Annotated in this window: 10 protein-coding genes; 5 read left to right on the plus strand and 5 right to left on the minus strand. The window is 66.9% G+C overall.

The annotated features are described in order from the left end of the window. The first annotated feature begins 100 nt into the window (after positions 1–100). The gene (locus EWH21_RS12120; protein ID WP_134675898.1) at positions 101–1,330 is read left to right on the plus strand and encodes an acyl-CoA dehydrogenase; all 1,230 of its coding nucleotides are present in this window, start codon (positions 101–103) and stop codon (positions 1,328–1,330) included. Between the two features lie 54 nt (positions 1,331–1,384). On the opposite strand, the gene EWH21_RS12125 is transcribed toward EWH21_RS12120, so the two are convergent. The 5 genes from EWH21_RS12125 to xthA form a co-directional block, all read right to left on the minus strand. Beyond that, positions 1,385–1,564, minus strand: a complete 180-nt coding sequence (locus EWH21_RS12125; RefSeq protein WP_277698414.1) for a hypothetical protein — start codon at positions 1,562–1,564, stop codon at positions 1,385–1,387. 12 nt (positions 1,565–1,576) lie between these two features. After that, the gene (locus EWH21_RS12130) at positions 1,577–2,563 is read right to left on the minus strand and encodes a TerC family protein (RefSeq protein WP_037052064.1); all 987 of its coding nucleotides are present in this window, start codon (positions 2,561–2,563) and stop codon (positions 1,577–1,579) included. A 159-nt stretch (positions 2,564–2,722) separates the two neighbouring features. Further along, positions 2,723–4,105, minus strand: a complete 1,383-nt coding sequence (locus tag EWH21_RS12135) for a substrate-binding domain-containing protein (RefSeq protein WP_277698415.1) — start codon at positions 4,103–4,105, stop codon at positions 2,723–2,725. 68 nt (positions 4,106–4,173) lie between these two features. After that, a complete protein-coding gene (locus EWH21_RS12140; RefSeq protein ID WP_277698416.1) occupies positions 4,174–5,643 on the minus strand; it encodes a sensor domain-containing diguanylate cyclase in 1,470 nt (489 codons plus the stop codon). Positions 5,644–5,710: 67 nt separating this feature from the next. Then, positions 5,711–6,526 (minus strand): exodeoxyribonuclease III, encoded by an 816-nt coding sequence (gene xthA / locus EWH21_RS12145; RefSeq protein ID WP_152488650.1) that lies wholly within the window; start codon positions 6,524–6,526, stop codon positions 5,711–5,713. Between the two features lie 205 nt (positions 6,527–6,731). On the opposite strand from xthA, the gene EWH21_RS12150 reads away from it, so the two are divergent. The 4 genes from EWH21_RS12150 (at position 6,732) to tpx (ending at position 13,510) form a co-directional block, all read left to right on the plus strand. After that, positions 6,732–7,376 carry a GNAT family N-acetyltransferase gene (locus tag EWH21_RS12150; RefSeq protein ID WP_210391056.1) on the plus strand — a complete coding sequence of 215 codons (645 nt, stop codon included), beginning with the start codon at positions 6,732–6,734 and terminating at the stop codon, positions 7,374–7,376. A 68-nt stretch (positions 7,377–7,444) separates the two neighbouring features. Then, positions 7,445–9,172, plus strand: a complete 1,728-nt coding sequence (locus tag EWH21_RS12155; protein ID WP_277698417.1) for an autotransporter assembly complex family protein — start codon at positions 7,445–7,447, stop codon at positions 9,170–9,172. Further along, the gene (locus EWH21_RS12160; protein WP_277698418.1) at positions 9,169–12,846 is read left to right on the plus strand and encodes a translocation/assembly module TamB domain-containing protein; all 3,678 of its coding nucleotides are present in this window, start codon (positions 9,169–9,171) and stop codon (positions 12,844–12,846) included. The genes EWH21_RS12155 and EWH21_RS12160 overlap by 4 nt, the downstream gene beginning before the upstream one ends. A gap of 163 nt (positions 12,847–13,009) precedes the next feature. Further along, complete coding sequence (tpx, locus tag EWH21_RS12165; protein ID WP_037052072.1) at positions 13,010–13,510, plus strand: thiol peroxidase; 501 nt, start codon at positions 13,010–13,012, stop codon at positions 13,508–13,510. Positions 13,511–13,622: the final 112 nt, after the last annotated feature.

The raw sequence follows: 13,622 nt of genomic DNA on the forward strand, positions 1-13,622 counted from the left end.
ATGTTCATACACGCTGAAAATAGGTTAGATAAATCTTAAGCGCTGTTCTAGCATCATTTCCACACCGACATCACACCCGATCCGCCAGAAGGTATTGCCCATGGATTTCGCCTATTCCCCGAAGGTTCAAGAGCTGCGTGAGCGCGTCAGCGCATTCATGGAAGCGCACGTCTATCCGGCCGAAGCGGTATTCGAGCAGCAGGTGGCCGAAGGTGACCGCTGGCAGCCGACCGCGATCATGGAAGAGCTGAAGAACAAGGCCAAGGCCGAGGGATTGTGGAACTTGTTCCTGCCCGAGTCGGACTACGGCGCCGGCCTGACCAACACCGAATACGCACCGCTGGCGGAAATCATGGGCCGTTCGCTGATCGGCCCGGAGCCCTTCAACTGCGCGGCGCCGGACACCGGCAACATGGAAGTCCTGGTGCGCTACGGCAGCGAGGCGCAGAAGCGGCAATGGCTGGAGCCGCTGCTTTCCGGCGAGATCCGCTCGGCGTTCGCCATGACCGAGCCGGGGGTGGCCTCGTCGGACGCCACCAACATGCAGGCCAATGCGCGTCGCGAGGGCGACGAGTGGGTCATCAACGGGCGCAAGTGGTGGACGTCCGGCGCCTGCGACCCACGCTGCAAGGTGATGATCTTCATGGGCCTGACCAACCCGGACGCGCCGCGCCACCAGCAGCACTCGATGATCCTGGTGCCGATGGACGCGCCCGGCGTGACGGTACTGCGGCCGCTGCCGGTGTTCGGCTATGACGACGCCCCGCACGGCCATGCCGAGGTGCTGTTCGAGAACGTGCGGGTGCCTTACGACAGCGTGCTGCTGGGCGAGGGGCGCGGCTTCGAGATCGCTCAGGGCCGCCTCGGCCCGGGCCGTATCCACCATTGCATGCGTTCGATCGGCATGGCCGAGCGCGCCCTGGAACTGATGTGCAAGCGCGCCGTGAGCCGTACGGCGTTCGGCAAGCCGCTGGCCCGCCTGGGTGGCAACATCGATCACATCGCCGATTCGCGTATGGAGATCAACCAGGCGCGCCTGCTGACGCTGAACGCGGCCTACATGATGGACACGGTGGGCAACAAGATCGCCGCCAGCGAGATCGCCCAGATCAAGGTGGTCGCACCCAACGTGGCGCTCAAGGTGATCGACCGGGCGATCCAGATGCACGGTGGCGCCGGGGTCTCCAACGACTTCCCGCTGGCTTACTGGTACGCCATGCAGCGTACCCTGCGCCTGGCGGACGGTCCGGATGAAGTGCACCGTGCGGCGATCGGCAAGTACGAGATCGGCAAGTACGTGCCGCGCGAGATGATGAAAGCCAGCCGCTGAATCAGCCGCTGTAGATGAAGAGGCCCGCATCCTGCGGGCCTCTGCGTTTGCGCCTCAGGGCAGACGGTCTTCGGCTGGCTGGGGCTGGCCCAGCCAGCCGAGGCGCATGTGCAGTTGCGCGGCGAAATGACGGGCTGCCAGCTCGTCCTGGAACGTCAGCGCGCGACGGCCGAGGCGTACCTGCCAGAGGCGTTGGCCCTGGCGTTCGATGAGTTCTATGCAGACGTCGGGCATCGCGACTCCTGGCTAGTCGATGGCCTTCCGGTCGCGTGTCTTGAGCAGGGAAAGCAACACGCCGCCGGCCAGCAAGCCCAAGGTTACGCCAAGTGAGAGCAGGGCGGGAACCTTGACCAGGTCATGCAGGAAGATCTTGCCGCCGATGTACATCAGCACCAGCGCCAGGGCGTACTTCAGATAGATGAAGCGGTGCATCAGTGCGGCCAGGGCAAAGTACAGCGCGCGCAGGCCGAGGATGGCGAAGATGTTCGAGGTGTAGACGATGAACGGGTCCTGCGAGATGGCCAGGACGGCGGGCACGCTGTCGACAGCGAACACCAGGTCGGCCAGTTCGATCAGCACCAGCGCCAGCAGCAGTGGCGTGGCGTAGAGCAGGGCTCTGCCGCTGGCCTGATCCTTCAGGCGCACCAGGAAGCGGCCGCCGTGCAGGTCGTCGGTGACGCGGATGCGCGTGCGCACGAAGCGCAGCAGCGGGTTCTGCGCCAGGTCCGGGTGCGCCTCTTCATCGTTGCTGCGCAGCATCTTCACGCCACTGAACAGCAGGAAGGCGCCGAACAGGTAGAGAATCCAGTCGAACTGCTGCACCAGCGCCGTGCCCAGGCCGATCATCAGCGCGCGCAGCACGATGACGCCGAGGATGCCCCAGAACAGCACGCGGTGCTGGTAGCGGCGGGGAATGTTGAAGTAGCCGAGGATCATCGCCATGACGAAGACGTTGTCCATCGACAGCGACTGCTCCACCAGGAAGCCGGTGTAGTACTCCATGGCCTTGGTGCCGCCGAGCTGCCACCAGATCCAGCCGCCGAAGGCGACGCCGACGCTGAAGTAGCCGGCGTACAGCAGCAGGCTTTCACGCACCTCGATTTCATGCTGGTCGCGGTGCAGCACGCCGAGGTCGAGTACCAGTAGGGCGATGATCAGCAGCAGGAAGGCCAGCCAGAACCAGCCAGGTGTGCCGAAGAGTGGGGATGTCAAAAAGGCGAGTAGAGCGTCCATGAGCCCTCCCTGTGTCTGCCTGAGTTGAAAGAAATCGACTCAGTGACTCCGACATCACGGTGAGCAGCTCACCGCCAGAGGGGCCCGGCGTCACGCGGAGCAAAGGCTAACGCTGCGCCGAGAAACTGCCAAGCCCCCTGACGAGGATTGTTGGCGTGGTCAGTAGACCCACACCTCGACGCGGCGATTGCGGATGCGCCCGCTGTCCTGGTCGTTGGCCGCTACCGGCAGTTCGCTGCCCAGGCCGGTGATCTCGCGGAACAGTACGCCCTGCTTGGCCAGTTCCCGACGTACGGCCATCGCCCGCAGCTTGGAGAGCAGTGCGGCGCGCTCCGGGTCGCTCTTGGGGTCGCCGAAGCCGACCAGCACCACCTTGTTCCGCAGCTTGTCGTGCTGCTTGAGGTAGTCCATTACCCGCTGCAGGTCACGGTAGGCCTTGTTGTCCAGGGTCGCGCTGCCTTCCTGGAAACGGAAGTTCACCGACAGGCGCTGCGCCTGCTCGGCGAGCTGGCGGTAGTCGCTCGGCATCTGCGTTTCCGGGGCGACCTTGATCGCCTGCACGGTCTGGGCGATGAAGCCGGCGCTGTCGACGATCGCCTGGCCGCGAGGGCTGTGCGCGAAGTCGATCAGTGCGCGGGCCCAGGGGTTTTCCAGTTGCGGATCGTTGTAGATGAACAGGCGGCGTGCGAGCGGGTAGTCCTCGGTGGCGATCAGCGAGGTGCTCGGCAGCATCGGATGCGATTCGCCCGCGGCCACGGCGATGGCCTTGGCCTGGCGAACGTAGGGCAGGCCGATGAAGCCGATGCCGTTGGGATCGCCGCTGACCAGGTCGGAGAGCTGGTTGCTGGACTCGAAGCGCCGGGCGCTGGCGGCCAGCGTCCGGCCACCTGGCGCCAGGACCAGTTCCTTGAAGGTGTCGTAGGTGCCGGAGTTGTCGTCACGCGCATAGGCCTGCACCTTGCCCGGCTTGCCGCCGAGGGCGGCCCAGTCGCTGATCTCGCCGGAGAACAGCTGGGCGATCTGCTCGACGCTGAGGGCGCTGATCGGGTTGCCGGGGTGGACGATGATCGCCAGGCCGTCGATGGCGATGATCTGTTCGCTCTGCGGGCTGTGCAGGTCGCCCAGGCTCGCCAGGCTGGCGGCTTCGCTGTCCTTGATCGGGCGGGACGAGGCGGCCAGGTCGGTACTGCCGTTCTGCAGCGAGGCGAAGCCGGTGCCGGAACCATGGGCCGCCACCTCGACGATCACGCTGCGGCCGTTGGCCTGACGGCCGACGATGCGCTGCTCGTTTTCCCGGGCGCCGGCTTCGCTGCGGATGTCGCGCAGACCCTGGGCCTCGAACAGGCCCTTGACCAGTTCCGGACCGAGCTTGGCACCGATGGTGTTGGAGCCCTGGATGCGCAGGACCGGCTGGTTGCCCTGGGAAGCGGGCAGGGCGGCGAACACCGACAGGGGCAGGGCGTAGCAGATGAAACCGATGAGCAGCAGGGACAGGGTACGACCCCAGAGGTCGCGATCAGCGTAGGACAGGGCGCGCGGCATGCGGCAGGCACCTTCTAGTGGGTGGGAGAAAGTGTCGCGCAGAATAAGTCGATTGAATGACAGTCAGGTTACAGCGGGCTGCCGGGTGGCTCTGCACCGGGCTCCGAGGCGCCGCCGAGAAAGGTGATCTCGCAGCGGTTGCGGCCAAGCGCCTTGGCCTGGTAGAGCATGCGGTCGGCCGCCAGCAGCAGGCCGTCCAGGTCGCCGAAGGGGGGCCAGGCGACCACTGCCCCGATGCTCAGGGTGCAACTGATCGTCTGCGTGTCCAGCTGCACCTGGGTGTCGCCGAAGCGCTGGCGAATGCGTTCGGCGATTTCTCGTGCCTGTTCGAGGTCGCAGCCGGGCAGCAGCAGGGCGAATTCCTCGCCACCGATGCGCGCCAGCAGTTCGTCCTTGCGCAGGCCGCTGCCCGCCAGGTTGGCGAAGGCCTTGAGGACCTGGTCGCCGGCGGCATGGCCATGGTTGTCGTTGATGCGCTTGAAATGGTCGATGTCCAGCATCAGCAAGGCCAGGGGGCGCTGTTGCTGAGCCAGCAGACTCAGTTGTTCGCTGGCCTGCTCACGAAAGGCCCAGCGGTTGAGCAGGCTGCTCAGCTGGTCATGGCTGGCCAGGTAGCGCATGCGTTGCAGCAGCTCGTTGCGCGCCGACATCACGCTGGCCACGGTCAGCGGTGCCAGGGCGATCAGCGACACGCCCAGGCGCAGCGACAGCAGCACCGGCCGTGAGTTGACGTCCAGCGGCGCCAGCGACAGGCCGTTCAGGGCGATCGACACCAGCACCCAGCCACTGGCCAGGAACGTCAGCAAGGCGGTGCTGAACAGTCGGTAGCTCAGGGCGCACCACAGCAACGCCGGCACCGGGAAGGCGACCACGCCGGGGCCGCCGATCAGCAGGCACAGCGCCGCGGAGACCAGCAGCCCGAGCAGTGGCAGGAGCTTGCGCGCCTGTTCGGCCGTCCACAGCGGGCGGCGGCGCCGCTCGGTGCGCACGGCCCGGCATGCGGGCAGGGTGAGCATGACCGGCAGGAACAGCATGTAGTTGACCAGCTCGGTCATGAACCAGAACACCCAGCCGCCCATCGGCTTGCCGCCATACAGCAGCGGGTCGGTGATTGCGCCGAAGCAGCCGGAGGCAGAGGCCGCCGCGACGATGGCCAGCACCAGGTAAGGCACCGAGGCGGGCGTGCGCAGGCTGCGATGACCGGCGTGCAGGCGCCTGAGCAGGAGGAAGCCGACGATCACCCCCGACAGGTTGCCGGCGCTCAGCAGCAGGGTCTGCTGCAGGCTGCTGCCGGCCAGCAGATCGGCCAGCAGATAGGCGCACAGCGCGCCGCACCAGCCTGCCGGACGAGCCAGGCGGGGAAACCGGACCAGGGCACCGAGCAGCACGGCGTTGGCCGGCCACAGCGCCGCCAGGTGGCCGATCGGGCGGGTGAGGATACCCAGCAGGCAAGCACCGAGTACCAGCAGGCAAACCAGGGCTGCAACGCCCGCTGCGCAGTGGCGGGCGTCGGGAGGTGAGGTGGCGGAACTGCTCATGGCCGGACCCTCGAGATCGCCACCGGAGAAAATGATGGCGTTACCGAATTAGCCTAGCCTGCGTGGATCATTCAGCAATCTGCAGCCAGATCGGCGCGTGATCCGAAGGCTTCTCCATGCCACGCAGCTCGTAGTCGATACCGGCGTCGAGCAGGCGTGGTTGCAGCGCCTGGCTGGCGAGAATCACGTCGATGCGCAGGCCGCGCTTGGGCTCGTCCTCGAAACCGCGGCTGCGATAGTCGAACCAGCTGAAACGGTCGTTCACCTCGGGGTTGAGGTGGCGGAAGCTGTCCACCAGTCCCCAGTTCTTCAGGGTTGCCAGCCACTCGCGCTCTTCCGGCAGGAAGCTGCACTTGCCGGTCTTCAGCCAGCGCAGGCGATTGGGTTCGCCGATGCCGATGTCGCAATCCTCGGGGCTGATGTTGATGTCACCCATCACCACCAGCGCCTGCTGCGGATCGAAACCTTCCGTCAGCAGCTGCTGCAGGTCGGCGTAGAAGCGTTGTTTGGCCGGGAACTTCACGGGGTGGTCGCGGCTTTCGCCCTGGGGGAAGTAGCCGTTCATCACCGTGACCGGTTTGCCTGCGGCGTCGGCGAAGGTGCCGTAGATGAAACGTCGCTGGGCCTCCTCGTCATCGCCCGGGAAACCCTTGTGCAGGCTCAGCGGCTCCTGGCGCGAGAGCAGGGCGACGCCGTAGTGGCCCTTTTGCCCGTGGTAGTGCACGTGATAGCCGAGCTGACGGATCTCGGCCTCCGGGAACTGTTCATCGGACACCTTGGTTTCCTGCAGGCCGATCACGTCTGGCTGGTGTTTCTCGATCAGCGCCTGCAGTTGGTGAGGGCGCGCGCGCAGGCCATTGATATTGAAAGAAACGATTTTCATGGGCAGCGGGTCCTGGGCAAAAGGCGATGCTAGCCGATCCTTAACGGCTGCGGCCAGCGCCTGGCGAGCATGGCATGGCGGTGCTAGGGTCTGTACGAAAAGTCAGCGGGCGAAGTCCGAGCCGTGCATCAACAGGCCGGAACGGACAGCGCCTGAGTCATCCGAGAACCATCTGGCCCACAACCTATAACAACAGAGGTCCGCCATGCCCCACAACGCTCCTGCAGAAGTGCGCATGCTCGATGGTGGTTACGCCCGTGAGGTGCGCTCGCTGCTCTACCATGCCTACCGCCACGAACCCACCTTCGGCTATCTGTTCGACGCGGATCGGCCGGGGTTCGATCAGCGTGTTCGCGCAACGATTCGCGAGCTGGTGCAGCAGCACTTTGCCGAGGACCTGCCGGCCATCGGCCTGCTGATCGACGATCGCCTGATCGGCGCGGCCCTGATCGCACCGCCGCAGCGGCGGCTGGACATCACCGAAAGCTGGAGTTGGCGCCTGCGCATGCTGCTGACCACCGGCTTCAGCTGCACCCGTCGCTATCTCGACTACCACGATGCCGTGCTCGCCTGCCTGCCGCCGGGTCCCTACCACGTATTGCCATTGCTCGGCGTTCATCCCGAGTTCCAGGGCCAGCACCGTGGTGAGCAACTACTCGAGGCGCTGCATGACTGGTGCGCGCAGGACAGCGGGTCGCAGGGCGTCGTGCTGGATACCGGGAACGCCAGGCACCTGGAGTTCTATCGCCGCCAGGGCTACGAGGAAATCGGTGAACTGGCGCTCGGCCCGGTGGTGGAGCACGTGTTCTTTCATCCCAACCCGCAGCCGGTGGTGCGCGCCAGCGCCTGAACCCCGGCTGTCTGCCCGGTGCGCGACGGCTCTGGCTGGGGCTCTGCTCCGTGGTAGCATCCCCCGCCATGAGTGTATATGGACATATCAGGCGCAGCCTGGCGCTGTTGCTGATCAGTTCGGGGGCTTTCGCCGCGAACGAACTGGACGTACGGATTACCCCGAGCAACGCCGCTCTGAAAGCCAATATCGAAGGTTATGTCGGCAGCCTGGACGGGCGCGACCGGCAGGCATTGCGCCGTCTGCGGCGCATCGTCGAGGGCGAGGCCGACAAGGCCGCCCAGGCGCTGGGCTACTACCAGGCTCGTATCCGCAGCCATGTTGACGAAGGTGAGCCGCCGCGCCTGGTGCTGGAGGTCGAGCCCGGCGAGCGTGTACGCCTGCGCACCGTCGATATCCGAATCGAGGGCCCGGCGAGTGACCTGGCGGCCTTTCGCGTGCCCAGCGCCAGCCGTCTGCAGCCGGGCGCCGTGCTCAACCATGGGCGCTACGAGGATGCCAAGCGCCTGATCCAGAACCAGGCCTCGCGCTATGGCTTCTTCGATGGCCGTTTTTCCCGGCAGAGCCTGCTGATCGACCCGGACGCCGGGGTGGCCGATATCGAGCTGGTGTTCGTCAGCGGCCCGCGCTACCGCCTGGGTGATCTCAGCTTCACCGGCGATGTCCCCTTCGACGAAGCGCTGCTGCGGCGCATGGCGCCGTTCGAGGCGGACACGCCCTACGACTCCGAACTGATCGCCGAGCTGTACCAGGCGTTGCAATCCAGCGGCTACTTCGAGTCGGTACGGGTCGATGCCATCCCTACGCAGGCCGATCAGCAGCGCATTCCCGTCACGGTGGCGCTGCAGGTGCGCGAGCCGCGCACCATGGGGCTGGGCCTGGGTTTCTCCACCGACGTCGGGCCGCGCCTGCGGGCCAACTGGACACGCCACTGGCGCAACCCGCAAGGGCATAGCTATGGCATAGAGAGCGAGCTGTCGGCGCCACGGCAGAACGTCGGGCTGTGGTACGACATACCGGGCGATCCGCCGCTGACGGACAAGCTGCGCCTGGCGGGTGGCTATCAGTACGAGGAGCTGGCCAGCAAGGACAGCCTCAGCCGCCTGCTCACCCTGGGGCCGGAATGGCACAGCCAGCGCTCCGGAGGCTGGCAGCGGGTGCTCTCGGTCAAGTGGCAGCGCGAGGAGTATCGCCTGGGCGACGATTCCGGCCTCAGTACCCTGCTGATGCCGGGCGCCAGCTATTCGTTGCTGCGCAGCGACAACCGGCTCGATCCGAACCAGGGCTATCGCCTGCAGTTCGATCTGCGTGGTGCCGTGGACGGGGTGCTGTCCGACGCCAATGTGCTGCACGGCAACGTCATGCTCAAGGGGCTGACCACGCTGTTCGACAACCATCGCCTGCTCGGTCGCGTGCAGTTCGGCGGCACCGAAACCGACGGCTTCACCGCCGTGCCGCCGTCCTTGCGCTTCTTCGCCGGCGGCGACCAGAGCGTGCGGGGCTACGACTACCAGACCCTGTCGCCGGAGAACAACCAGGGCGACAAGATCGGCGGCCGCTACCTGTTCGCCGTCAGCGCCGAGTACCAGTACAGCCTCACGGACAAATGGCGCCTGGCGACCTTCATCGACCAGGGCAATGCCTTCAATTCACTGGAACTGCCAACGCTGAAAACCGGGGTCGGCTTCGGCGTGCGCTGGGTGTCGCCGGTCGGGCCGCTGCGCCTGGACCTGGCCCACGCCCTGGATGACGATGGCGGCATCCGCCTGCATTTCTCCATGGGGCCCGAGTTATGACGCGGCGCCTGCTGAAAGGCCTGCTGGCCGCTTCACTGGGGCTGCTGCTGGTACTGGGCGCCACGCTGGCGGGGCTGCTCGGTACGCAGGGAGGCAGTCGCTGGCTGCTGGCCCAGGTGCCGGGGCTAGAGGTCGAGCACTTCAGCGGTCGTCTGGGTGGCGCCTGGCAGGCTGAACGTGTGCGCTGGCAACAGGCGGATACGCAGCTGCAGTTGCAGCGAGTGGACTTCGCCTGGTCACCTTCCTGCCTGCTGCGCCTGACCCTGTGCCTCGACCGCGTGTATCTCGAGCAGGCCGCGCTGAGCGTGCCGCCGAGCGAGGCGAGCGACGCGCCGCTGCGCCTGCCGAGCCTGAAGTTGCCCCTGCGCCTGCAGCTCGGAGATATCCGTCTGGGTGAGCTGCGCCTGGACGGGCAGTCGCAATTGACGGACGTGCAACTGATCGGCAACTGGAACGAGCAGGGCGTCGATCTGCAGCGCCTGACCTTGCAGCGTGACGACCTGCAGCTGGAGGTCAGCGGTCAACTGACGCCACAGGGCGACTGGCCGCTGACCCTGAGTGGTCGTCTGCAACTGCCGCAGATCGATGACAGGCCCTGGCAGGTCGCCTTGCAGGTGGCGGGCGAGCTGCAGGGCACCCTGCAACTCAGCGCGGACAGCAGCGGCTACCTGGATGCGCGCATTCAGGGCAAGGTGCAGGCGCTGGCCGAGCAGCTGCCGGCGGAACTGCATCTGAGCAGTCGCGAGTTCCAGGCCAGCAGCGCCTTGCCGGCGACCCTGCAGCTGCGCGACCTGGACCTGCAGGCCAGGGGCGACCTGGCTGCCGGCTATCGCATCGACGGCACGGCCAGCCTGCCGGCCGAGCAGGCGCCCATGCCGGTGCAGCTCAGCGGCCGCGTCGATGCCCGGGGGGCGAAGATCGACGTGCTGCGCATCCAGGCCGAGGAGCAGCATGTGCAGCTCGACGGCACACTGGACTGGAGCGACGTGTTCAGCATCGATGCGCGGCTGGACTGGCAGGACTTTCCCTGGCAGCGCCTCTACCCGCTGGACCAGCCGCCACCGGTGGCGCTGCACCGCCTGCAGGCCGAGATGAGTTTCAGCGAGGGCAACTACCTGGGTAACTTCAGCGCACAGCTGCAGGGGCCGGCCGGTGAGTTCAGCCTGAGCAGCCCGGTCAGCGGCGATCTTGGCCAGGTCAGTCTGCCTCAGTTGCAGCTGGTGGCCGGGCAGGGACGAGCGGAAGGTGTGGTCAGGCTTGGCTTCGCCACGGGCATCGACTGGCAGGCGATGCTGCAGCTCAGCGATTTAGACCCTGGCTACTGGCTGGCGGAGATGCCGGGCACGCTGGCTGGCCCGCTGAACACCTCGGGGCGCTTCGCCGCGGACGTATTGCAGGCGCGCGCCGATATCGACCTCAATGGCCGTCTGCGCGGCCAGCCTGCGCAGCTCCAGGTGCAGGGTGCAGGGGGGGGCGAACACTGGCAGCTGGATCGGCTGTCGGTGCGCGTGGGCGACAACCGCATCAGCGGCCAGGGCGCGCTCGAGCAGCGCTTGCGTGGCCAGCTGGACCTGGCGCTGCCACGTCTCGGGCAGCTCTGGCCCGGCCTGCAGGGGCAGTTGCAGGGGCGCCTGGCGCTGGCCGGCAGCCGGCAGGCTGCACAGGGGCAGTTGGCCTTGACCGGGGAACGGCTGGCATTCGGCGAGCCCAGCGTGCGTCGCCTGCAACTGGATGCGACGCTGGATGCCCGGCAGCAGGCGGACATCGCCTTGAACCTGCGGGGTATCCGCATTGGCGACACCTTGCTTGGGCGCTTGCAGGCCGAAGCGCGTGGCGACCTGCAACGCCAGGCGCTGCAGGTGGACCTGCAAGGGCCGCTGCTGACACTGGCGCTGGCGCTGGACGGCCGACTCGGTGAACAGGGCGACTGGCGAGGGCGTATCGCCAGCGGCCGTGTCCAGAGCGGTGGCCAGGACTGGCAGCTGCAACAGGCCGCCAGCCTGGAGCGCCTGGCCAGTGGCCGGCTGAACCTGGGTGCACACTGCTGGCAGTCCGGTGCGGCCAGCCTGTGTGGTGGTCAGCAGCGGCTGATGCCGCAGCCCAGTCTCGACTGGCGCCTGCAGGACTTCCCACTGGCCAGCCTGCAACCCTGGCTGCCCGAGGATTTTGCCTGGCAAGGGCAGCTGGACGGCCGGCTCAAGGTCGATCTGCGCGAAAGCGGCCCCAATGGCGAGATCACCCTCGACGCCGGTGCCGGCACCCTGCGTATCCGGCAGCCGGAGCAGGAGCAGTGGCTGGATTTCCCCTATGACAGCCTGCGTCTGGAGAGCAGCCTGCGCCCGCAACGGGTCGACAGCCAGCTGCGTTTCCTCAGCGAGCGCCTGGGTGAGCTGTCGCTGCAGGCGCGGATCGACCCACGGCCGCAGAGCAAGCCGATCAGCGGCGAGTTCCGCCTGAGCGGCTTCGACCTGGCCGTGCTGCGCCCCTTCGTGCCGATGGCGGAAACACTCGAAGGCCGCCTGCAGGGCGCTGGCAGGCTGGCGGGCGGATTGCTGGCGCCGCAGATCGATGGCCAGTTGCGTCTGGAGGGCGGTGCGCTGTCCGGCAGCGCGTTGCCGGTGAGCCTCGAGGCGCTACAGGTGCAGGCGCTGATTGCCGGCGAGCAGGTGCAGCTGTCCGGCAACTGGCGCAGTGGGGAGCAGGGCAGTGGCCAGCTCAACGGGCAACTGAACTGGGCCGCCGGGCTGAGCGCAGAGCTGACCCTGCAGGGCCAGCGCCTGCCGGTCAAGGTGGAGCCCTACGCCGAGCTGGAGGTCGAGCCCGACTTGCGCCTGCAGTTGCGCGAGCAGCATCTGGCGGTCAGCGGCAAGGTGGGCGTGCCGCGTGGCCTGATCAGCGTGCGTGAACTGCCGCCGTCCACGGTGAAGCTGTCCGGCGATGCCCGGGTGGTCGGTCGCGAGGAACCGCTGGCCGAGCAGGGCCTGGGCATCGCCATGGACGTCGACGTCGAGGTCGGCCAGGACAGACTGGCCTTCAGCGGCTTTGGCCTGAGTGCCGATCTGCGCGGCCGCGTGCACATCGGCGACGACCTCGACACCCGTGGAGAACTGGACCTGGTCAATGGTCGCTACCGCGCCTACGGCCAGCGCCTGACCATCCGCCGCGCGCGCCTGCTGTTCACCGGGCCGATCGACCAGCCGTTCCTCGATGTCGAGGCGATTCGCCGCGTGGACAACGTGGTGGCCGGCATTCGCCTGTCCGGCAGTGCCGAACAACCCAGCACCACGGTATTCGCCGAGCCGGCCATGAGCCAGGAGCAGGCGTTGTCCTATCTGGTGCTGGGGCGGCCGATGGGGCAGGGCAGCGGCGACAACAACATGCTTGGTCAGGCGGCCCTGGCGCTGGGCCTGGCGGGTAGCAGTTCGCTGACCACCAGCCTGGCAGGCAGCCTGGGCATCAAGGACTTCCAGCTGGATACCGAGGGCAGCGGCCTGACCACCAGCGTGGTGGCCAGCGGCAACCTCACCGACCGCCTCAGCCTGCGCTATGGCGTGGGGGTGTTCGAGCCGGCCAACACCATCGCGCTGCGCTACGAGCTGACCCGCCGCCTGTATCTCGAGGCGGCCAGTGGCCTGGCCAGCTCGCTGGACCTGTTCTACCGGCGAGACTTCTGATTTTTGCTATATCCCTACATGCTCGCAGGTGTATCGGCCGCGCTTCTGCGCTAGTCTGGACGGATGGTCGGGCCGTGACCTGCCATTCGACAGGGCGCTCGTCAGCGTGCCGCCCAAGTCACCTATCCGCCCTTCAACTCCCTGAACGATAAGGAAAATTCCCATGGCGCAAGTCACTCTCAAAGGCAACCCGGTGCAGGTCGACGGTCAGCTGCCGCAAGCGGGCCAACAGGCTCCGGCCTTCAGCCTGGTCGCAGGCGACCTGAGCGACGTCACCCTGGCCAGCCTGGCCGGGAAACGCAAGGTGCTGAACATCTTCCCGAGTGTCGACACGCCGACCTGTGCGACCTCCGTGCGCACCTTCAACGCCGAAGCCAGCCAGCTGAACAACACCGTGGTGCTGTGCATCTCCGCTGACCTGCCGTTCGCCCAGGCGCGTTTCTGCGGTGCAGAAGGCCTGGAAAGCGTGGTCAACCTGTCCACCCTGCGCGGTGCCGGCTTCCTCAAGGATTACGGCGTGGCCATCGCCAGCGGTCCGCTGACCGGCCTGGCCGCGCGCGCCGTGGTGGTGCTCGACGAGAACGACAAGGTGCTGCACAGCGAGCTGGTTGGCGAGATCGCCGACGAGCCGAACTATGCCGCTGCCCTGGCCGTGCTGAAGTAAGTCGCCAGGCGTCACCTGAAAACGGCCTGCTCTGCAGGCCGTTTTCGTTGCTGCCGCAAAAGGTGTCCGCCGTGCTGGCCAATCTCCAGCAGGGCCGGGCGCAAACAGTTGG

This window comes from Pseudomonas sp. REST10 (assembly GCF_029542605.1).
GTDB lineage: Bacteria > Pseudomonadota > Gammaproteobacteria > Pseudomonadales > Pseudomonadaceae > Aquipseudomonas > Aquipseudomonas khazarica.